The sequence below is a fragment of the Helicobacter vulpis genome (assembly GCF_003660395.1).
Taxonomy (GTDB): Bacteria; Campylobacterota; Campylobacteria; order Campylobacterales; family Helicobacteraceae; genus Helicobacter; species Helicobacter vulpis.
In genome coordinates, this window is sequence record NZ_QXQT01000004.1 from 1 (window position 1) to 20639 (window position 20639).

18 protein-coding genes, 1 tRNA gene and 2 pseudogenes are annotated in these 20639 nt (G+C 48.1%); 15 read left to right on the forward strand and 6 right to left on the reverse strand.

Translation table 11 applies throughout. The features are described 5' to 3' along the window. Positions 1-188 precede the first annotated feature (188 nt). Genes rpsL through fusA form a run of 3 tightly spaced genes read left to right on the forward strand, consistent with a single transcriptional unit; the run spans position 189 to position 3147 of the window. A complete protein-coding gene (gene rpsL, locus EAO38_RS01945) occupies positions 189-581 on the forward strand; it encodes a 30S ribosomal protein S12 (protein WP_013468810.1) in 393 nt (130 codons plus the stop codon). 10 nt (positions 582-591) lie between these two features. Then, positions 592-1059 carry a 30S ribosomal protein S7 gene (gene rpsG, locus EAO38_RS01950; protein ID WP_121020603.1) on the forward strand — a complete coding sequence of 156 codons (468 nt, stop codon included), beginning with the start codon at positions 592-594 and terminating at the stop codon, positions 1057-1059. A gap of 9 nt (positions 1060-1068) precedes the next feature. Then, positions 1069-3147, forward strand: coding sequence for an elongation factor G (gene fusA, locus EAO38_RS01955; RefSeq protein ID WP_121020604.1), 2079 nt, complete (start codon positions 1069-1071; stop codon positions 3145-3147). A gap of 52 nt (positions 3148-3199) precedes the next feature. Here fusA and EAO38_RS01960 read toward each other — a convergent pair whose 3' ends face one another. The 3 genes from EAO38_RS01960 to EAO38_RS01970 form a co-directional block, all read right to left on the reverse strand. Then, positions 3200-3769 (reverse strand): hypothetical protein, encoded by a 570-nt coding sequence (locus tag EAO38_RS01960; protein ID WP_121020606.1) that lies wholly within the window; start codon positions 3767-3769, stop codon positions 3200-3202. Between the two features lie 105 nt (positions 3770-3874). Then, positions 3875-4849 carry a DNA cytosine methyltransferase gene (locus EAO38_RS01965; RefSeq protein WP_121020608.1) on the reverse strand — a complete coding sequence of 325 codons (975 nt, stop codon included), beginning with the start codon at positions 4847-4849 and terminating at the stop codon, positions 3875-3877. Then, on the reverse strand, positions 4846-5901 hold the full coding sequence (locus tag EAO38_RS01970; RefSeq protein ID WP_121020610.1) for a HindVP family restriction endonuclease: 1056 nt from the start codon (positions 5899-5901) through the stop codon (positions 4846-4848). The genes EAO38_RS01965 and EAO38_RS01970 overlap by 4 nt, the downstream gene beginning before the upstream one ends. A 239-nt stretch (positions 5902-6140) precedes the next feature. Between EAO38_RS01970 and gltX the strand changes: the two genes are divergently transcribed. The 9 genes and pseudogenes from gltX to flgG all read left to right on the forward strand — a co-directional run bounded on the left by gltX (position 6141) and on the right by flgG (position 15501). After that, positions 6141-7487, forward strand: a complete 1347-nt coding sequence (gene gltX, locus EAO38_RS01975; RefSeq protein WP_121020612.1) for a glutamate--tRNA ligase — start codon at positions 6141-6143, stop codon at positions 7485-7487. After that, positions 7477-7770: a YggT family protein gene (locus tag EAO38_RS01980; RefSeq protein WP_121020614.1), complete on the forward strand. Its 294-nt coding sequence runs from the start codon at positions 7477-7479 to the stop codon at positions 7768-7770. Before gltX ends, EAO38_RS01980 begins: the two co-directional genes overlap by 11 nt. A gap of 2 nt (positions 7771-7772) precedes the next feature. Then, a complete protein-coding gene (locus tag EAO38_RS01985; RefSeq protein WP_235852473.1) occupies positions 7773-8894 on the forward strand; it encodes a hypothetical protein in 1122 nt (373 codons plus the stop codon). Then, positions 8852-9421: pseudogene (locus EAO38_RS09105) on the forward strand (lytic transglycosylase domain-containing protein); the annotation flags it as partial. The gene EAO38_RS01985 and the pseudogene EAO38_RS09105, both read left to right, overlap by 43 nt. Further along, on the forward strand, positions 9414-10238 hold the full coding sequence (gene galU / locus EAO38_RS01990; protein ID WP_121020616.1) for a UTP--glucose-1-phosphate uridylyltransferase GalU: 825 nt from the start codon (positions 9414-9416) through the stop codon (positions 10236-10238). The pseudogene EAO38_RS09105 and the gene galU, both read left to right, overlap by 8 nt. Next, the gene (locus EAO38_RS01995; RefSeq protein WP_121020618.1) at positions 10238-10636 is read left to right on the forward strand and encodes a hypothetical protein; all 399 of its coding nucleotides are present in this window, start codon (positions 10238-10240) and stop codon (positions 10634-10636) included. Before galU ends, EAO38_RS01995 begins: the two co-directional genes overlap by 1 nt. An 8-nt stretch (positions 10637-10644) precedes the next feature. Continuing rightward, entirely contained in the window at positions 10645-11925 is a 1281-nt protein-coding gene (murA, locus tag EAO38_RS02000; RefSeq protein WP_121020620.1) for a UDP-N-acetylglucosamine 1-carboxyvinyltransferase, read from the forward strand. A 210-nt stretch (positions 11926-12135) separates the two neighbouring features. After that, complete coding sequence (locus EAO38_RS02005; protein ID WP_121020622.1) at positions 12136-14658, forward strand: TonB-dependent receptor family protein; 2523 nt, start codon at positions 12136-12138, stop codon at positions 14656-14658. Between the two features lie 55 nt (positions 14659-14713). After that, positions 14714-15501, forward strand: a pseudogene (gene flgG / locus EAO38_RS02010) (flagellar basal-body rod protein FlgG). Between the two features lie 22 nt (positions 15502-15523). Here flgG and prfA read toward each other — a convergent pair. Together prfA and rpsT are read right to left on the reverse strand one after the other, a co-directional pair. After that, entirely contained in the window at positions 15524-16585 is a 1062-nt protein-coding gene (gene prfA / locus EAO38_RS02015) for a peptide chain release factor 1 (protein ID WP_121020625.1), read from the reverse strand. Positions 16586-16589: 4 nt separating this feature from the next. Next, positions 16590-16865 (reverse strand): 30S ribosomal protein S20, encoded by a 276-nt coding sequence (gene rpsT, locus EAO38_RS02020; protein ID WP_104752959.1) that lies wholly within the window; start codon positions 16863-16865, stop codon positions 16590-16592. Positions 16866-16949: 84 nt separating this feature from the next. Between rpsT and glmM the strand changes: the two genes are divergently transcribed. The 3 genes from glmM (at position 16950) to EAO38_RS02035 (ending at position 18833) form a co-directional block, all read left to right on the forward strand. Beyond that, positions 16950-18284: a phosphoglucosamine mutase gene (glmM, locus tag EAO38_RS02025; RefSeq protein ID WP_104752960.1), complete on the forward strand. Its 1335-nt coding sequence runs from the start codon at positions 16950-16952 to the stop codon at positions 18282-18284. After that, complete coding sequence (gene lspA, locus EAO38_RS02030) at positions 18281-18751, forward strand: signal peptidase II (protein WP_121020627.1); 471 nt, start codon at positions 18281-18283, stop codon at positions 18749-18751. Before glmM ends, lspA begins: the two co-directional genes overlap by 4 nt. Positions 18752-18758: 7 nt before the next feature. Beyond that, positions 18759-18833: transfer RNA gene (locus tag EAO38_RS02035), tRNA-Val, on the forward strand. Between the two features lie 203 nt (positions 18834-19036). Here the strand turns inward: EAO38_RS02035 and argS are convergent. Continuing rightward, positions 19037-20638, reverse strand: coding sequence for an arginine--tRNA ligase (gene argS / locus EAO38_RS02040; RefSeq protein ID WP_121020629.1), 1602 nt, complete (start codon positions 20636-20638; stop codon positions 19037-19039). Position 20639: the final 1 nt, after the last annotated feature.

The following is a 20639-nucleotide window of genomic DNA, read 5'->3' on the forward strand; positions in this document are numbered from 1 at the left end:
ATTAGATCCTCCATGTTCTTTTGAGTTGGTAGCGGGGGCTGAATTTGGGCTCTGTGGGTTTGGGGGGTGGGATCACATCACTATGAGCTAGCGCGCTGGTCTCTTGCATACTTCTATTACCAGTGAAGCTAAAATCAAGCTTTTTTAGTATACAATGGGCGTTTTCGAACTTATTAAAAAGGGAAGCAGTGCCAACCATCAACCAGTTGATTCGCAAGGAAAGGAAGAAAATCCTCAAGAAAACCAAGTCTCCGGCCTTGGTGGAATGCCCCCAAAGAAGGGGGGTTTGCACCCGGGTTTACACCACCACCCCCAAAAAACCCAACTCCGCTCTTAGAAAAGTCGCCAAAGTGCGTTTGACAAGCAAGTTTGAGGTCATCAGCTATATCCCCGGAGAGGGGCATAACTTGCAAGAACACTCCATCGTGCTTGTGCGCGGGGGAAGGGTTAAGGACTTGCCCGGGGTGAAATACCACATTGTGCGCGGGGCGTTGGACACCGCAGGGGTGAATAAGCGATCGGTTTCTCGCAGCAAATACGGGGCTAAAAAGGCCAAAGCTGGGGCTGAAAAGAAAAAATAAAGGGTAAAATATGAGAAGAAAACGCGCGCCAATTCGCGAGGTTTTGGGCGATCCGGTCTACAATAGCAAGGTGATCACCAAGTTCATCAACAAGATGATGTATGATGGGAAGCGTAGCGTGGCTGAAAAGATCATCTATGCCGCGCTTAACAAGATTGAGGAAAAAAGCGGAGAAAAGGGCATTGAAGTCTTTGAGAAAGCCCTAGAGAATGTCAAACCCTTGCTAGAGGTGCGCTCTAGACGGGTGGGCGGGGCGACCTACCAAGTGCCCGTAGAAGTGCGCCCAGCCCGCCAACAATCCCTGTCCATCCGCTGGATTTTAGAAGCCACCCGCAAACGCAATGAGCGCATGATGATTGACAAACTGGCCAACGAATTATTGGACGCGGCCAGCGACAAGGGGGCTGCTTTTAGAAAAAAAGAAGAAATCCACAAAATGGCAGAGGCCAATAAAGCCTTTGCCCACTACCGCTGGTAAGGGGGGGTTATGGCACGCAAAACTCCTTTAGAGAGAATTAGAAATATCGGGATTGCCGCCCACATTGACGCGGGCAAAACCACCACCTCTGAGCGCATTTTGTTCTACACAGGGGTTAGCCATAAGATTGGCGAGGTGCATGACGGCGCGGCCACAATGGATTGGATGGAGCAAGAAAAAGAAAGAGGGATCACCATCACCTCTGCTGCCACGACTTGTTTTTGGCAAGATCACCAAATCAACTTGATTGACACCCCCGGGCATGTGGATTTTACCATTGAAGTGGAGCGATCCATGCGCGTTCTAGATGGCGCGGTGGCGGTGTTTTGCTCGGTAGGGGGGGTGCAACCCCAGAGTGAAACCGTGTGGCGGCAGGCGAATAAATACGGCGTGCCCCGCATCGTCTTTGTGAACAAAATGGATCGCATTGGGGCGAATTTCTACAGCGTGGAGAATCAAATTAAAGAACGCTTGAAAGCCAACCCTGTACCCATCAATATCCCCATTGGCGCAGAAGACACTTTTCAAGGAGTGATCGATTTGGTCGCTATGAAGGCCATTGTGTGGAATAACGAGGCGATGGGTGCCAAATACGATGTGCAAGACATCCCTGGCGACCTGCAAGCCAAAGCCCAAGAGTACCGCGACAAACTCTTAGAGGCGGTGGCCGAACAAGATGAGGCCTTGATGGAAAAGTATTTGGGTGGAGAGGCCTTGAGTGTGGAAGAGATCAAGCATGGGATTAAAGCGGGGTGCTTGAATATGGCCTTGATTCCTATGCTCTGTGGTTCGTCCTTCAAGAATAAGGGGGTGCAAACCTTGTTGGACGCGGTCATTGACTACCTCCCCGCCCCTACAGAAGTGGCAGACATTAAAGGCGTGGATCCCAAAAGCGATGAAGAAATCAAGGTACAATCCAGTGATGAGGGGGATTTTGCCGGCTTGGCCTTTAAAATCATGACCGATCCCTTTGTGGGGCAGCTCACCTTTGTGCGGGTGTATCGAGGGAAACTCGAATCGGGGAGCTATATTTACAACTCCACGAAGGACAAGAAAGAACGCGTGGGGCGTTTGCTCAAAATGCACTCCAACAAGCGCGAGGACATCAAGGAGGTTTATGCCGGTGAAATTTGCGCCTTTGTGGGGCTCAAGGACACCCTGACAGGCGACACGCTTTGCCATGAAAAAAGCCCTGTGGTGTTGGAGCGCATGGAGTTCCCCGAACCTGTGATTCACATCGCTGTTGAGCCCAAAACTAAGGCCGATCAAGAAAAAATGGGCGTGGCCTTGGGCAAACTCGCCGAAGAAGATCCCAGCTTTAGAGTGATGACTCAAGAGGAGACCGGGCAGACTTTGATTGGGGGCATGGGTGAATTGCACTTGGAGATCATCGTCGATCGCCTCAAAAGGGAGTTTAAAGTGGAAGCAGAGGTGGGCCAACCCCAAGTTGCCTTTAGAGAAACCATTAGAAGCGAGGTGCAAAAAGAGCACAAATACGCCAAACAATCGGGAGGGCGCGGGCAGTACGGGCATGTCTTTATCAAGCTTGAGCCCAAAGAGCCCGGGAGTGGCTATGAATTTGTCAATCAAATCAGTGGGGGGGTGATCCCCAAAGAGTATATCCCGGCAGTGGATAAGGGCATCCAAGAGGCGATGCAAAGCGGGGTGTTGGCGGGCTATCCGGTGGTGGATTTTAAGGTTACTTTGTATGATGGGAGTTATCACGAGGTGGATTCTTCAGAGATGGCCTTTAAAATTGCCGGCTCCATGGCCTTTAAAGAGGCCTGTAGGGCGGCCAACCCCGTACTCTTAGAACCCATGATGAAGGTGGAGGTTGAAGTGCCCGAAGAATATATGGGCGATGTGATCGGGGATTTGAATCGCCGCAGGGGGCAAATTAACGCGATGGAGGATCGCTTAGGGCTTAAAATTGTGAACGCCTTTGTACCCTTAGTGGAAATGTTTGGTTACTCCACTGACTTGCGCTCTGCTACGCAGGGGCGCGGGACCTACTCTATGGAGTTTGACCATTATGGCGAAGTGCCCAGCAATATCGCTAAGGAAATCGTAGAAAAACGCAAGGGGTGAATCCATCCCTTTGGCGTGGTTTTGGGGTTTTGTGCGCCCGGTGCAATTTTCTTCAGACGGGCAACCCCAAGAGAACAAGCCCTAATGAGGCAAAAGCTAGCACGAGAGCTAGAGGTGCGTGGCGCAGAGCGACAAACCAAAAACCATACCACAGACACAAATAGAAAAACACCACCAGGACTTGGGGATTATGGATATTGCTAGGGTCTATGTAAAGTATAAAACTCACATACCACACTAGAAAGATTCCCAACATCCAATGCGTCCATCTCACACAAAAACACGCCCATAGTGTCGTGATCGCTAGGGGGGGTAAATAGACCTTGAAGTAATAAATATGCGTATAGCCATAGACTCTAAAAAGAAACAAGGAGAGGATCACAAGAGCCCAAGCCACCCCGATTGCAAGGGGCTTTTTAGGCCAACTCCCCAAGATCAGACTAGCCACATGCCCATAATACCAAATCCAAACAGGTGTGAAGATGTCCCCAAACATGATCTTGACCTTGGGGGGTTGTACAAAAGACAACCCAAGTGCTGAGAGAAGCACAAATAGCATGCTCGTGGCGATGGCGTGCAAGGGGTTTGCGCACACTTGTTCTTGTTTAAACTCTATTTTCATAGCTTAGGCTTTTAAGTGTTTTAAGGGCAATTCTAGAAGGGTGGTTAGGCAGAATTTTCTTAAATTTTTGCATAAGCGGGATTATAGCAGAAATTGGGGGTTGGACTAGAAAAGCGAGGCTTGCATGCCTTGTTGTCTGTGTAGGGGTTTGTCAGCTAAGAGGAAAGCTTGAGGGTTTTGCTCTCCTGTATCTGTTTTACACTCCATGATTGCCTGCCCGATGTATTTGGCTAAATTGATGGGGACGGCGTTGCCAATCATCTGTTCTAGGTCTGTTTTAGTGCCCTTAAAAATGAAGTTTTTAGGGAAGGTTTGTAGATAACTTCTCTCTAGGGTGCTTAAGGGGCGCAGGGCGCGCAAATCCACACCGCTAGGATCGTAGGTTTTAAGTTGGTAATGTTTAGGGATGGGTCTATTCACGCCCCGAATCGTGGGGCTAGGCTCATCAATGCTAAAGACCGCACGCCTTTGATAACTTCTAGGGTGTCTGTAATAATGCTGTATGCCTAGCGTCTCTCCCAAATAATCCCTAATAGACATGGGGTTCTTGGTGAGTCCTTGTTTTAATGTGTGTAGCAAGGCGTTATGCCCTCCATTCAAGCGACCGATGAGAAAAAAGCGCACCCGAGATTGCGGCACTTGGCAATAAGCCGCGTCTAAAATCACAGAAGTTAAACCATAGCCCGCTTGTTTGAATTTGTGGATACAAATATCCAAAATAGCGCTCTTTCTAATGGGCGCGACATTTTCCATCACAAACCATTGCGGTTTTGTGGCGCAAACAATGTCGGTATAGCTATGGGTTAAGTGCGCCCTACTGCCCATATCCCTTTTGCCCGCACTTGAAAAATCTTGACAAGGTGGGCCACCGATGATGATCTGGGGTTTTAACTCTAGCAATAGGGGGATCACAAGGCTTGGATTAGATAAATCCACATTTAGGGCTTCATGGGCGAAGTTCTGCCGATAGACTTTTAAAGCACATTCCCAATGATCAAAAGCTTTTAACATTTTAAACCCGGCAAGCTGAAAGCCAAGCGACATGCCCCCACAGCCACAAAACAAATCCACACAAGTCATGAAAAAAGCTCCGGGGAATGGAAAAGCACCGCATCAAATCTACGCTCAGGGCTTAAATAATTTTGCCCCCCACCTAAAATAATCTCTTTAATTGCCTCTTTGGTGATGGTGGGTCTTAGCAATCTTTGGCAACGCATATAAGGATTTGTAACATTGCCTGAAGAGGCAAAAGCTTTATCGTTTTTGGTGTTGTAGGACAAGCGATCGATGATGGATTTGGGATCAAATTTTTGAGACATGGACAGTGAGTATAGCATTTTGTAAAGCCATATGATTGTTCTTTGTTGTCGGTTGATTTTTAAAGGGTTTTCACCGCCTGCAATTTCTGTTAAAAAATGCAGAAAACCTGCATTGCTCCACACAAAAATATCTAGGCAGTGTTGTGCTAATTTTGCGTGCCGGGCTAGAGTTTTCCAAATGGGCTGGAGCAAAAAAGGCGTTTGCGTGTGTTCTACAGCGTTGTAAATATCCCTTAAAAAGGCAAGCATATTAGAGATGTGGGGCAAGACTTGCGCTTCTTGACTCCAATCTTTGATCCCAAAATCTATAAGATTGCATAAAAAGTTCGTATCCTGCAAGGCATGCGCAAGGCTACAGGCAAGATATACAATGGTGTCTGGACGCACCACAAGCTCGCACCCATAGTCTTCTTCTGTTAAACCACAAGTGCTGTTGTCGGGAAGTGCGGTGAGTTTGATTTCTAACCCACAACTTTGGCTATTATCGGTGAGATTTTGCACCACCATGTCTATTCTAGGCAATTTGCCCACGATGTATTTTTGATAAGGCAAAAAAGGGGTTTCAAATGCAAAATAGGTGTCGGTATCTTGGGTGCTTTTGCCTAGTAGCTGTGCGATTTCTATTTCTGCGTGGGCGAATGCGCCTTTTGCAATTTTTAAGTAAATGGCATTGATGTTGTGGTGTTCAAAATAGCAACACAGCGATACAGGAAAGGCGGTATTGAATTGATTCTTGCCCCATGCTTGTTTTTTAGAAAAATCCCGATTAGAATTTTGCAGTCCAAATAAGGCAGGCTTAACTTTGGTAACCATGAATACATATACCCATTAGTCTCATCCGCTTAATGTCTTTGATCTTTTGCTCTGACTTGCTTAGGGATTCTTGTATGTTGCACCTCGTGTTTCAAGTTCTATGCGAGCAATTCTATCAGAAGTTGGCGGCCTCAATCTCTTAGTGTCGCATAAATACCAGCAAAATATCAAGCGCGTTTGCTTTCTGAAGTTTGTAATAAACAAGAGTGGCTATAATTCTACGCAAAAAAGGCTTTTTAATGCTTCGTTTTGCGCCTTCGCCCACTGGGGATATGCATATTGGGAATTTGCGCGCTGCTTTGCTCAATTTCATCGTGGCCAAGCAACTCCAACGCCCCTTGATGGTGCGTATTGAGGACACAGACACGGCACGTAATATCCCCCATAAGGACCAAGAAATTTTAGAACTCTTGAGTACTATGGGCATTTCGTGGGATCAGCTAGTCTATCAAAGCGCGAATGTGGCCACACACATAGAGTACGCTCAAAAACTCTTAGATCAAGGCTTGGCCTTTTATTGCCACTGCACCCTAGAGTTCTTAGAGGAGCAAAAGCAACGCGCCCTGCAGGAAAAACGCCCCTTTCGCTACCATGACGCTTGGGCATTCTTACAACAACAAAGCAACCCCCATCCCGTAGTGCGTTTAAGAGGCAGCACACAGGCACTAGACTTCACCGATCAAATTAAGGGCGTGATCCATTTTGAGCCCCATGAATTAGATAGTTTTGTGATCTTGCGTGCGGATAAGACCCCCACCTATAATTTTGCCTGCGCATGCGATGATTTCACCTACAAGATTAGCTATATCATTCGGGGCGAAGATCATGTCAGCAACACCCCTAAACAAATCCTTATCCAAAAAGCCCTAGCACAAGTGCTAGGGGTTGCATATCATCAGATCACCTACGCGCATTTACCCCTCATTCTCAACCACGAAACGGGTAAAAAGATGAGCAAACGCGATGCGGCTTCTAGTGTTTCTTGGCTTTTGCAACAGGGCTTTTTGCCCCAGAGCGTGGCAAATTATCTCATCTCTCTTGGCTATAGCCCCCCTAAGGATGTCTTTGATCTTGAGGAGAGTTGTGCATGGTTTAACCTAGCCAAGTTAAGTGGCGCGAACGCACGCTTTGATCTAGCCTACCTGCGCCACCTCAACCACAAACACCTATCAAAGCTAACCCTTGAAGAACTCCAAACCCTTTTAAAGCTAGATCACCCAAGCAAGGCCAAGTTAGCCCAACTTTTTTTAGAAGACTCCAGCACCTTACAAGAATTACAAGGCAAGCTAAAGGCCATGTTCAGCCCTAAAGACATTAGGCAGGACTATGAAGGAGAGAATTTCTATGATCATTGCTACCACTTATACCGCGCTTTGCAAACTCTAAATTTGGGGCAATTAGAAGATTTCACCCACTTCAAGCAGGCCGCCATGCAGGCTAGTCAGCTCAAGGGCAAGGATTTTTTCAAACCCCTGCGTATCCTCTTTACTGGGCAAGCCCATGGCTTAGAGCTGAGTTTGCTCTACCCCTTTGTGCGCGCCTTTGCCTCTGAAATTTTGGTCCTAAAGGATGTGCATGGTTCTTAGTACCATTTTAGGCGCGCTGGCCACAATTTTACACAGCTTGATCACCCTTTATACTTGGGTGGTCGTCATCGCTATGATTCTAAGTTTCGTCAGGCCAGACCCTACAAATGCGCTAGTACAAATCCTCTACCGCCTCACCGAACCCCTCTTTGCTAAGGTGCGATCGTGGCTGCCCTTTTTGGTCTTCAATGGGATCGATCTCTCGCCCCTTGCCCTGCTCGTTTTCTTGCAATTTGTAGACATGACTTTGGTAAAACTCTTGTTTCTCTACGCGCAGGGGTAAGTGTGTTTAGACTTTTGTGTTTGTGTTGCGCGTGTTGTTTATTGGGAGGTAAACCCCTTAATTTGGATTTTCTCAAAAACAAACCCCCGGGCATCGCGCGCGACTTTTACATCTGGATGTTTCTCAAGCAAGAGAGTACCACCACTTCAGAGGCCAAGGCAGCTTATAATCTAGTAACTTATAAGAGTGTGGCGATCCAAGAAGCCATGCGCGCTAAAAAGGCCTTAGGGCTTGGCATAACTAATCTGTGCAGCACTCTCCCTCTTCAAGAGCTTGCTCTAAAAGACGCGCGCTGTATCGCGCTGGGCTTGAGTGTTTCTAAAATCTTTGCCAGTGCTCAAGATCGATTGCACCGCACGCTCCTAGAACTCATGCAAGGCAAGCTTGCCAAAGACTACCCTAAGCTCGACACTTCCATTGGGATTTTACTCCACCATGATATTTTAAAAGCCCTGTTTGAGAGCAGTGTCTCCACTTTGGTGTTCATCTACAATGCCCTGCCCTATAAACAACGCCTCCAACTCTTAGACCACCACATCAACCCTGAATGGCTCGAATCTTTCATAAACAAAAATGATCCCAAACTCAACCAAATTATCCAACGCATTGTGATGGACGCGCGTTTTTTGCATTTTAAAGAATCCCTAGCCAAAGCCCACATCACCAACACGGATGACAAGACCTTTTTTATACTCGGGATCAACGCTGTATTGCAAAATAAAGAAGACAGAGCACTGGATTACTTCAAGCGCGCTGCTTATCTGGCCAACACCCCTTTTCTCAAAGACAAAGCCCTTTTTTGGCAGTATCTAATCAGTCAAGACCCCGCCATTTTAGAGAGCTTGAGTCAGAGTGATAACCCCAATCTCTTTAGTCTCTATGCCAACTTCAGCCTACACAAAACTCCCACTTACCAACTCATCACGACCTTACACGCGCGCCACAAGAAACCCCCCTTTGACATTACCGATCCCTTTGCATGGCAAATTTTCAGAGACAAGACCCTAGCGATGCCCCAAGGGCCCGCGCGCGATCAAAGATTAGAGAGCTTGAAAACCCCCCAGACCCTCCCCCATTTGGCCTACTTTCTGGGCGCGATCACCCAGAAAAACATTATTTCTTAGCCCCCTATGAACACATCATCTCTTGGACTTCCTTGCAGGAGAGGGCCTTAGCCTACGCCATCGCCCGCCAAGAAAGCCTGCTTTTGCCCGCGTTGATCTCGCGATCGTATGCGCTGGGTTTAATGCAGATTATGCCCTTCAATGTGCCTAATTTTGCCCAAAAAATGGGAGCGGGCCCCACTCAACTTACTGACATGTTCAACCCCAAGATCGCTTTGCCCTTTGGCAATTACTACCTAAATTATCTTAAGGCTGAATTCAAGCACCCTCTTTTTGTAGCCTATTGCTACAATGCCGGGCCGGGGTTTTTTAGACGGCTCTTAACCCAAAGACACTTTTTTAGACCCGGCAAATTTGAGCCATGGCTAAGTATGGAGTTGATCCCTTATGAAGAGACCCGCCTCTACGGGCAGAAAGTCATGGCCAATTACATCATCTACCAGCGCATTTTTGCTCCCCATGCCAAACCTCTTGATCTCAATGCTTTTTTTCAAGACACACTTCAAGACAAGGACAACCATGATTAAAAAATGTCTGTTTCCTGCTGCAGGTTATGGCACGCGTTTTTTGCCCGCCACCAAGGCGATGCCCAAAGAGATGTTGCCCATTGTGAATAAGCCCTTGATTCAATATGGCGTGGAAGAGGCCCTAGAAGCAGGGTGCGACACCATGGCCATTGTTACTGGGAGGGGCAAGCGCGCCATTGAAGATCACTTTGATATTAGCTATGAATTAGAACACCAAATCAATGGTACAAACAAAGAAGAATATCTTAAAAGCATCCGTGCCATCATGCAAGCCTGTAAGTTTTCCTACACCCGCCAACATGAAATGAAAGGGCTAGGGCATGCCATCCACACCGCCCAAACTTTGATTGGGAATGAAGCCTTTTGCGTGGTCTTGGCAGACGATTTATGCATCAACCCCCAAGGGCTAGGCGTGTTGAGCCAGATGGTGGCACTCTATGCCAAGTACCAATGTTGCATTGTCGCCATCGAAGAAGTCCCCCTAGAAGAGGTGCATAAATATGGGGTGATCAAGGGGCAAGAGATCGCCAATGGGGTCTACCAAGTAATGGACATGGTGGAAAAACCTAAAGCGCAGGAAGCCCCTAGCAATTTGGCCATCATTGGGCGTTATATTCTGACTCCCGATATTTTTGACGTGCTCCAAAACACCCGGCCGGGTAAAAACCAAGAGATTCAAATTACAGATGCGCTCTTAAAACAATCCCAACGCAAACAGGTTTTGGCTTACAGGTTTCAAGGAAGACGCTATGATTGCGGGAGTATGGACGGCTTTGTGCAAGCCACCAATGATTTTTACCAATTAGTGAGGGGCTAATGGACGACCTGTGGTTTTATGCGATTTATTGGAGCGCGGGTTTTTTTCTAGCCTTCCCTGTTTTTATCATCGGCTTGGTTTATACCTACTTCCAACCCCCACCCCCCCGTGCTCAACCCCCTTCTTTGAGCGAACTCATCAGTAATTTTAAAATGTTGAAAACTAGGGGGGATTTTGAAGTGCTTGTAGAGACGTTCCTGCGCCATTACAACGCATTGCCTAAAAATGTCAAAGAGGGGGATTGGCTGGGCTTTGTTGAAGACATCGCTGGGAGTGAATACTTTGACATCGATCGCACGATCAAATTTGGACATGACTTAGAAAACGCCAATCCCAAACTGGCTAAGTCTATTTCTAACACGATAGGCCTTGCTCTCAAGCATAAGAAAAAAGACTAAGGAATTGTATGGACTATTTGGAAATTAAGGGGCAAGAGCCTCTGGGCGGCAGCGTGGCGATCTCGGGGGCCAAAAACGCCGCCCTGCCCATTTTAGCCTGTTCTTTGCTGGGTGGGGCGCACACCCGTATCGCAAACCTGCCTGCAGTGGCCGATGTGCGCGCAATGGCAGCCCTTTTAGACCACTTGGGCGTGCAGATGCTTTGGGAAGACCCCCATACCCTTACTTTGGACGCTAGCCACATCTCCCACCTAGAAGCCCCTTATGACATCGTGCGTAAAATGCGCGCTTCTATTTTAGTGCTAGGGCCACTGCTAGCGCGTTTTGGGAAGTGTAAAGTGAGTTTGCCCGGGGGATGTGCCATTGGAGCGCGTCCGGTAGACTTACATTTGAAAGCCTTAGAGAAAATGGGGGCACAGATTCGCATCGAGCATGGCTATATTATGGCTAAGGCTAAGGGCGGGCTGAAGGGTTGCGATGTGGTCTTTGATAAGATCAGCGTTACGGGTACAGAAAATATCGTGATGGCAGCTGCGCTGGCTAAGGGAGAGAGTAAAATTATCAATGCGGCCAAAGAGCCCGAAGTGGTGCAACTCTGCACATTTTTGCAGAGCGCAGGGGTGGAAATACGCGGGGTGGGGAGTGGCGAAATTTGTATTCAGGGTACACAACAAGAAAGTTTAAGTTTTAAACCCATAGAAATTATTCCCGATCGCATTGAGTGTGGGACGTATCTGTGCGCTGCTGCGATCACCAACTCCCCCATGCGTTTCATGCATGCCAACGCCCATCACCTAGAAGCGATCTTGGGCAAGCTTAGCGAGATTGGCTTCAAATTAGACATCCAAGAATTGGCCCCCAACCAACACACCATTGACATCTTCCCAGCTCCCACCCGTGCGCCTTTTGAGATCATCACTACCGAATACCCCGGTTTTCCCACAGATTTACAGGCCCAATTCATGGCACTGGCCACCCAGTGTAATGGAGGGAGTTTAATTGAAGAGCGCTTGTTTGAAAACCGTTTCATGCATGTGAGTGAATTGCAACGCATGGGCGCGCAAATTAGCTTAAAAGGAGCGTTAGCGCGCATTAAGGGAGGGGGCATGTTGATCGGGGCTGATGTGATGGCTACGGATTTAAGGGCCTCGTCTGCGTTGGTATTGGCCGGGCTGGTAGCTAGAGGCAAGACTAAAATCCATCGCATCTACCACTTGGATCGAGGCTATGAAGATTTAGAATCCAAGATGCGCGCTGTAGGGGCGAAGATCAAACGCTTGAAATCCTGAACGCGTCCGTGCGCGTGGTAAAAAGGGGTGATACTTCTCCTGTTAATATTTTAATCATAAATTAAACCATAAAAGTAATATAAAAATAAGATTATTAAGTAAAAAATAAGATTGTCAAGCTAAAATCGTAAAAGCTTAAGAGTGTTATTTTAATGAGATACACACAGCTAGCTTTTGGCCTTTTCATTTTTTTGGTGTAAAGGGTTTGCTATGGATAAGAAGTTACTCTTGGCTTTGGGAGCGAGTTTAGTGTGTGGAAACACTTTGCTCGCCAAAGAGAAGACCTACACCTTGGGCAAGGTTTCCACAGCGGGGCAAAAAGACAGGACAGATTATTCTGGTCAGGTTAATTTGGGTTATAGCGGGATCACCGCGCCTAAAAGTTGGCAGGATCAAGAAGTCAAAAAATACACCGGTAGCCGTACTGTGATCTCCAACAAACAGCTCACTCAAGGTGCTAACCAAAGCATTGAAGAAGCCTTGCAGAATGTGCCCGGCATGCAGGTTAGGAACGCCACAGGTGTGGGGGCCATGCCCACTATTCAGATTCGAGGTTTTGGGGCTGGGGGCTCAGGGCATAGCGATGCGACTCTCATGCTGGTCAATGGCGTTCCTGTATATATGGCTCCCTATTCGCACATTGAGTTAGATATCTTCCCGGTAACCTTTCAAGCGGTGGATCGCATCGATGTGATCAAGGGCGGGGGCAGTGTACAATATGGACCTAACACCTATGGGGGGATTGTCAATATCATCACCAAGCCCATCCCCAAGCACTGGGAAAACCAAGCCGCGGAACGGACTACCTTTTGGGCTAAAGCTAGGAATGCGGGTTTTGCTAGTACGCATACTGGGGATTCTTCTTTTCTCAAGTCCCTGGGCAATAACACGCTTTTTAACACCTATGTGAGAAGTGGGGGGATGATTAACAAGCACTTTGGGGTACAGGCACAGGCAAACTGGGTGAACGGGCAGGGCTTTAGGGACAATAGCCCTACCAATATCCAAAACTACTGGCTCGATGGAGTCTATGACATCAATGAAAACAATGGGATCAAGGCCTATTACCAGTACTACAAATTCAACATCGCTCAACCTGGATCGCTCAGCGAGCAGGATTATAAGCAAAACCGCTTTGCTAACCAACGCCCCTTAAATTCTAAGGGCGGGCGCTCCCAGCGTTTTGGCATCGTGTATGAAAACCGCTTTGGGGATTTAGACAAAGTGGGGGGGACTTTTAGCTTCACCTATTACGGGCAGTTCATGACTAGGGATTTTCAAGTGAGCTCTAGCTACAACAGCGCCAACATGGTTACTTGCTACAGCGCGGCAAGCTGTGCGGCCCAGGGGTTACCCAGTGGCTATAACTTAGCCGTACCCTACTACGCCACCAATTACAATGGCTGGGCAGAGGTAGAAAACCCCGTGCGCTCTATCAATAATGCCTTTGAACCCAAGGTTAATTTAGTCGTCAATACCGGCAAAGTTAAACAGACCTTCATCATGGGTTTGCGCTTCATGACCACTACCTTTCTCCAGCGTCAATACATGAACACCAATGAATGCGCGACTAAAACCAGCGGAGAGGGGGCGGGCTTTTTGTGTGCGGGGGCTAATGTGATGAGCGGTTGGAAACCTCATATCAAGCATGGGCTCTACAAGAACTGGAACAACTGGAAAAACAATTACACGGCGGTGTATCTGAGCGATCGCATTGAAACTTGGGGAGGGCGTTTCTTCGTGGTACCCGGGTTGCGCTACGCCCTAGTGCAGTACAACAATGAAAACGCCTCTAATTGGTATGCCATCCCTGAGCAAGACTTGAAAAAGATCAAGCACATGAACAATTGGATGCCCTCTACCAACATCGGCATTATCCCCGTGCAAAACAACGCGCACACCTTGCTCACCTACTTCAACTACCAACGCTCCTATGTCCCCCCACAATTGGATGTCTTGAGCTATGGTGGGGCGGAGTACTTCACCCAGCACTTTGATGAGGTGGAGGTGGGGATGCGCTACACCTACAAGAGCAAGTTCAGCTTCAACGCCGATTATTTTAGAATTTGGGCGCGCGATTTTGCAACAGGTCAGTATTCTGTCTATACCAGCGGCCCGATGAAGGGCAATGTGCGCCCGGTGAATGGCTATTCTCAAGGCGTGGAGCTAGAGATGTATTATCGCCCCATTCAGGGCTTGCAATTTCATGCCGCCTTTAACTACATTGACACGCGCGTAACCAGCCGTGGCCCTTTGACGGATCTCAATGGCGATGTCTTGCCCGGGACTAGCTATAACAAACACTTCCCCTTTGTGAGCCCCTATCAATTCATCTTAGACGCGCGCTACACTTATGCCAAAACCACTTTTGGGCTTTCTAGCTATTTTTATAGCCGCGCTTATAGCGGGATCAGCAATAGCGCAGCCGGGGGTTACTATGGCAAGCAGTACTATAGCGGGGGAAATAACTACCAAAGTGTGCTCAGTACCGGCTATCAGTGTGCGGCGTGGTGTATGACCCAACATGAAGGGCTCTTGCCCTGGTATTGGGTATGGAATATAGAAGTCTCTCAAATCTTTTGGCAAAATGGCAGACATAAGATCATGGGCAGTTTGCAGGTCAACAACATCTTTGACATGAAGTATTTCTTCACCGGGATTGGTTCTAGCCCTGCGGGCTTGCAATCTGGCCCCGGACGCTCGGTTACAGCCTATCTTAACTACGATTTTTAAGACTTTGAGGGGGGAATTTAGGCTAAAATAAGCCATTTCAACAAAAAGGCCAGCCATGTTGCGATCTCTTTACAGTGCGACGACCGGAATGCTCGGGCAACAAACCCATATTGACACCACTTCTAACAATATCGCCAATGTCAATACCGTGGGCTTTAAGAAGCAACGCGCCGATTTTAACGATCTCTTTTACCAAGCGTTGCAGTATGCGGGTACTTCTACCTCAGACACCACCAAATCCCCCAATGGCATTGAAGTGGGCTTAGGGGTGCGTACCTCTAGTGTTACTAAGATGTTTTCTCAGGGTAGCCCTAAGGAAACTGAAAATAACCTAGACATCGCCATCACCGGCAAGGGCTTTTTTCAAATCCAGCTCCCCGATGGCTCTACTGCCTACACCCGTGCGGGCAATTTCAAGATCGACGATCAGGGCAATATGGTGACCACTGAAGGCTACTTGCTCATCCCCCAGATCACCTTCCCTCAAGACACCACCCAAATTAGCATCGGGGTAGATGGCACGGTGAGCGTAACTCAGGGCAATGCAAGTACTTCTAATGTGATCGGACAGATCACTTTGGCTAATTTCATTAACCCGGCCGGCTGCATGCCTTAGGGGATAATCTACTAGCCGTTACATCAGCCAGTGGTCCGGCCATTGTGGGCAATCCTAATAGCGATGGCTATGGGCAATTACGCCAAGGTTTTCTAGAATTGAGCAATGTGCGCTTGGTAGAAGAGATGACCGACTTAATCACCGCCCAACGCGCCTATGAAGCCAATTCTAAAACGATTCAAACGGCAGATAACATGCTCCAGACGGTCAATAGCTTGAAACGCTAGGGGTCTTGGCACGCATTCATAGCTAAATTTCTGCACTCACAGTCGCTTGGGCATGCGCGATCAAGGGCTCGATCACGGGGTCTAGGTTGCCTGAGAGCATGATCTCCTCTAGGCTATAGAGAGTTAAATTAATGCGGTGATCGCTCAAGCGGTTTTGTGGGTAGTTGTAAGTGCGAATCCGCTCGCTGCGATCCCCGCTGCCCACCTGCATTTTGCGCTCCTCTGAGTGGGCTTGTTGTTGCTCCTCAATTTGTTTTTCATACAAGCGGGCTTTTAAAATCTTTAGGGCTTTGTCCTTGTTTTTGTGCTGGGATTTCTCATCTTGCATAGAAACGCTGATCCCACTGGGTACATGCGTGATCCGCACCGCCGAGTCGGTGGTGTTCACGCACTGCCCCCCATGCCCGCCCGCTCTAAAGACCTCAATGCGCAAATCACTCGGATTAATGTTGATCTCCACATCGTCTGCTTCGGGCATGATCGCCACAGTGATGGCTGAGGTGTGGATACGCCCCTGTGATTCGGTCTCGGGCACGCGTTGCACGCGGTGCGTACCCGCTTCAAATTTGAGCCGTGAATACACCCCCTGCCCCTTGATGAGCGCGATCATCTCCTTGTAGCCCCCTACGCTATTCTCACTAGAGCTGACAATCTCCACCTTCCAACGCTTCAAATCCGCATAACGGCAGTAGGCTTTAAAGAGATCGCCCACAAAGATCCCCGCCTCATCGCCCCCCGTGCCCGCGCGCAATTCTAAGTAGATGTTTTTATTGTCATTAGGGTCTTTAGGGATGAGCAAAATCTTAATGCGCTCTTCTAGGGCTTTGCTTTGCTCTTCTAAGAGTTTGAGCTCTTCTTTAGCCAATTCGCCCAACTCCTTATCCTCTAATAAGGCTTTGTTTTCTTGAATAGAGTCCAACACACCCAAATACTCTTTTGCCTGTGTGGCGAGCTCCTCTAAGCCGGCTTGCTCTTTACTCAACTCAGTGAGGCGTTTGACATCGTTTAAAATTTCGGGTTGGGTGAGGGAGTGAGCGAGCGCGTCATAGCGCGCCACGACTTCTTTTAGTTTAGCAGAGAGCACGATTTTAAGCGTTGGCTAGAGCGATCTTTTTCACACTCGCGTTCAAACGCGACACCTTCCTAGAGGCGGTGTTTTTCTTTAAAACGCCCTTACTCACGAATTTATGCAATTCTTTATTTGCCACTTTAAGGGATTCTTGGGCTTTGGGCAGATCGTTATGCGCCACCGCTTCGCGCACCGCTTTGACAATATTTTTCAAGCGGGTTTTATAAAAGCGGTTGCGCTCGGTGCGCTTAATGGTTTGACGGATGCGTTTTTGCGCCGACCTATGGTTTGCCATACACTTAATCCTTTTATCAAAAATAATGTGTTAGAATTGTAGCTTTATCTTAATTAAAGAGAACTAAATTTCTTTGGGGCGCGCATGATTTTTGGCACGGATGGAGTCAGGGGCAGGGCGGGCGTGGAGATCACACCCATGTTTGTGATGCAACTGGGCATCGCTGCCGGGCTCTATTTTCGCAAACACGCCATTAGCAATAAAATCTTAGTGGGCAAGGACACGCGCCGCAGCGGTTACATGATTGAAAACGCCCTAGTGAGCGCGCTCACCTCTGTAGGCTATGATGTGATTCAAATCGGTCCTATGCCCACGCCCGCCATCGCCTTTTTAACCGAGAACATGCGCTGTGATGCGGGGGTGATGATTAGTGCCAGTCATAACCCTTTTGAAGACAATGGGATCAAATTTTTTGATCGCTTTGGCTACAAGCTCCAAAGGGAGAGCGAGTTACAGATTGAAAAAATCTTTGCAGATAGCAAGCGCGTGGAGCAGAGTTGCCAATCTGGGTTAGATATTGGGAGCGCTAAACGCATTGATGATGTGATCGGGCGCTACATCGTGCATTTGAAAAACTCCTTCCCTAAACATCTCAATTTGCAGGGCATGCGCGTGGTGATAGATACTGCCAATGGGGCGGGTTACAAGGTCGCCCCTGTGGTCTTTAGCGAGCTGGGCGCAGATGTAATTGTGATCAATGATGAACCCAATGGGAGCAATATCAACGCCCAATGCGGCGCGCTCTATCCGCTTGAACTCAGCCAAGAGGTGAGGCGCTACCGCGCAGATTTGGGCATTGCCCTAGATGGGGATGCGGATCGGCTAGTGGTGGTGGATCATTTGGGCGTGGTGGTGCCCGGGGACAAGCTCATTGGCGCGCTAGCCCTCTACAACCACAAGCGCAACACCCTCAGTAACGCGAGCATTGTGGCGACCACCATGAGTAATCTCTCCTTAGAAGAGTATCTTAAACAACACCATATCGGGGTGGTGTTTTGCGATGTGGGGGATAAATGCGTGAGCGCGGCGATGCAACAGCATGGTTTGAATTTTGGGGCAGAGCAGAGCGGGCATCTCATCTTTGGGGACTATGCTAAAACCGGAGATGGGATTATGGGCGCGTTGCAGGTGGCTGCGATGGTGGTAGAGAGCAAACAACCTAGTAGCAAGGTGCTCAACCCTTTTAATCTCTACCCCCAAGTGCTAGAAAATGTGCGCGTGAAAGAGAAAAAGCCCTTAGACAAATTGCCCGGGTTTGAGCAAAAACTCCAAGCCTTAGAAAAAGCCCATATCCGTCATCTCATTCGCTACTCGGGTACAGAAAATCTCTTGCGCATTCTGCTAGAAGGCAAGGAGCGCACCCTGTTAGAAAATAAAGCAAAGGAGCTCAAAGCTTTTTTACAAGAGCAGTTGCTTTGAGCGGTCCTTTTAAGCGCGCGCTATCTTGGTTTGTGGGGGTGGGGTTACTAGCAATACTCTGCGATCAAGCCATCAAGCAGTGGATTTTGCAGGGTTTTAGAGCGGAGGGACCCGTGATCTCTATTGTGCTTGCCTACAATAAGGGCGTGGCTTTTTCTATGCTAGAATTCTTAGGACCTTGGCTCAAGTATTTGCAAGCCCTCTTAATTATAGGGATGGCGATCATGCTCTTGTCCCAACGGGCGTTTTTTATGCAGACTTATCTCCCCTTTGGGTTGATTTTGGGAGCTGGGAGCTCTAATTTGCTCGATCGCTTTATGCATGGGCATGTGGTGGATTATGTCTATTGGCATTACAAATTTGACTTTGCCGTGTTCAATCTAGCCGATGTGCTCATTGATGTAGGCGTGGGTTTGCTCTTGCTAGACGCGCTCAAACAAAGTTTAAGCAAGCGCAAATTAAAATAGGGCTTTTGGTCGCGTAGCTCAGTGGTAGAGCACTACCTTGACATGGTAGGGGTCGCTGGTTCAAGTCCAGTCGGGACCACCATCTTGCATAATTTTACAAAAACCCATCCGTTTAAACCGTTGTTTTATTCTCCAGTGTTGGGACTTCACAAATGGCAATGTACATAAGGCCCCATTGGAAATTTTTTATAAAAAACGACCCATTTAAGCTAAAATATCTAAAACTTCTACTATAATGGCGATCGCGGGGCGGGGTAACCTCCCCCTCCTTCCCCGTCCCGCATTTTACATCTTTGTCTTGGCTTCAATCCCTAGAATGTCTAACCCGATTGTCAAACTCAAACTGACCATTTGGCAGAGCTTGAGGTATTTGAGTTCCTCGGGCGTGTCTAGGATTTTATGGGCGTTGTAAAAGCTATGGAAATCCCCAGCTAGATTTTTGAGATATTCGCAGATCTTTTGTAATTCTCGATCCACAAAAGCGCTCCAAAGTACTTTGGGCAAATTGAGCGCGTTAAACAAGAGGTGCAGGGCTTGGGGAGGGATGTTTTCAAGGGTACTTGAGAGAATAGCCTGCGCGTCGCCCTTTTGTAAAAATTTGTGCAATAAGGTGTGGATGCGCGCGTTGGCATAATGGATGTAGAAAATGGGGTTAGAGCTGTCCTGATTTTGCAAACTGGCCACATCAAACTCTAGATGCGTGTCTAGCTTTTTTGAGAGAAACACAAAGCGCAGAGCGTCCTTGCCGATGTCCTGTAACACATCTCTTAAGAGCACAAATTTTCCTGCCCGTTTGCTCATTTTATAGGGTTTGCCATGTTGTAAAAGCGCTACCATCTGTGCTAAAAGCACTTCTAGGCGCGCAGATTCATAGCCCAAAAACTCTAAAGCAGCGCGCACCCGCGCCACATAGCCGTGGTGATCGGCCCCAAAGATATTGATGTAGTGGTCGTAGTGCTGGGCGAATTTATAATCGTGATAAGTGATGTCCCCTGCGATGTAAGTGAAGCTCCCATCGCTCTTCTTCAGCACGCGATCCTTTTCATCGCCATGTACACTGGAAGCTAGCCACATCTTCCCCTCATTTTCATACACTCCGTGGGCTTTCTGCAAGCGTGCAAAGACGGCTTCTTGTGCGTGAAACATCGCCTTTTCGCTCACATACGCGTCCATATGCACCCCTAGTTCTGCTAGAGTTTGCTCAATCTCTGCTAACATCAATTCCTTAGCAAAATCCCCCAATTGCGTGATAAGCGTCTCTTCATCTGCTTGTAGAGTGCCAAAATGCTCTAGCGCGCTTTGGGCTAATTCTGTGATATAGGTGCCCTTATAGGCGTTTTCTGGGAAATGCACCGGTACCCCCTGCATGGCCTGGATACGCAATAAGACGGACAACCCGAGCATTCTAATTTGAGCCCCCATGTCGTTGACATAATACTCCGCATGGGTGTTTAGACCCAAAAAACGCCCCAAACGACATAGACTATCCCCAAAAATCGCTCCCCTAGCATGCCCGATATGCAGGGGACCGGTGGGATTAGCGCTCACAAATTCCACATATAGGCTCTTTTCTGAAACACCTTTTCCAAAATTGCGCCCCAATGCCAAGGCCTCGTTGCAAAGCGTGTTTAAAAAAGTATCCCTGAGCGTGAAATTGATATAACCATTGAGCGCATCAATGGAGGCAAAAAGCGTGTCGCACTCGCTTTGCTGTTTTAAAAATGCGACAAGTTCTAGCGCAAGCGCTTTGGGGGCTTTTTTGCGCGTCTTGGCTAGAGAAAACGCCACCACACTCGCATAGTGGCCTAAATTCTTATCTTTTGGGTGCTCTAAGACAATCTGCGTGCCAAGCAGGCGTTCTAACACCCCCTTAATGCGCGCATACACG

Bases quoted from the DNA above. Each gene is read 5' to 3' on its own strand.
- rpsG (WP_121020603.1), top strand. From the start codon at position 592: ATGAGAAGAAAACGCGCGCCAATTCGCGAGGTTTTGGGCGATCCGGTC.
- fusA (WP_121020604.1), top strand. From the start codon at position 1,069: ATGGCACGCAAAACTCCTTTAGAGAGAATTAGAAATATCGGGATTGCC.
- EAO38_RS01960 (WP_121020606.1), bottom strand. From the start codon at position 3,769: ATGAAAATAGAGTTTAAACAAGAACAAGTGTGCGCAAACCCCTTGCAC.
- EAO38_RS01965 (WP_121020608.1), bottom strand. From the start codon at position 4,849: ATGACTTGTGTGGATTTGTTTTGTGGCTGTGGGGGCATGTCGCTTGGC.
- EAO38_RS01970 (WP_121020610.1), bottom strand. From the start codon at position 5,901: ATGGTTACCAAAGTTAAGCCTGCCTTATTTGGACTGCAAAATTCTAAT.
- gltX (WP_121020612.1), top strand. From the start codon at position 6,141: ATGCTTCGTTTTGCGCCTTCGCCCACTGGGGATATGCATATTGGGAAT.
- EAO38_RS01980 (WP_121020614.1), top strand. From the start codon at position 7,477: ATGGTTCTTAGTACCATTTTAGGCGCGCTGGCCACAATTTTACACAGC.
- galU (WP_121020616.1), top strand. From the start codon at position 9,414: ATGATTAAAAAATGTCTGTTTCCTGCTGCAGGTTATGGCACGCGTTTT.
- EAO38_RS01995 (WP_121020618.1), top strand. From the start codon at position 10,238: ATGGACGACCTGTGGTTTTATGCGATTTATTGGAGCGCGGGTTTTTTT.
- murA (WP_121020620.1), top strand. From the start codon at position 10,645: ATGGACTATTTGGAAATTAAGGGGCAAGAGCCTCTGGGCGGCAGCGTG.
- EAO38_RS02005 (WP_121020622.1), top strand. From the start codon at position 12,136: ATGGATAAGAAGTTACTCTTGGCTTTGGGAGCGAGTTTAGTGTGTGGA.
- rpsT (WP_104752959.1), bottom strand. From the start codon at position 16,865: ATGGCAAACCATAGGTCGGCGCAAAAACGCATCCGTCAAACCATTAAG.
- glmM (WP_104752960.1), top strand. From the start codon at position 16,950: ATGATTTTTGGCACGGATGGAGTCAGGGGCAGGGCGGGCGTGGAGATC.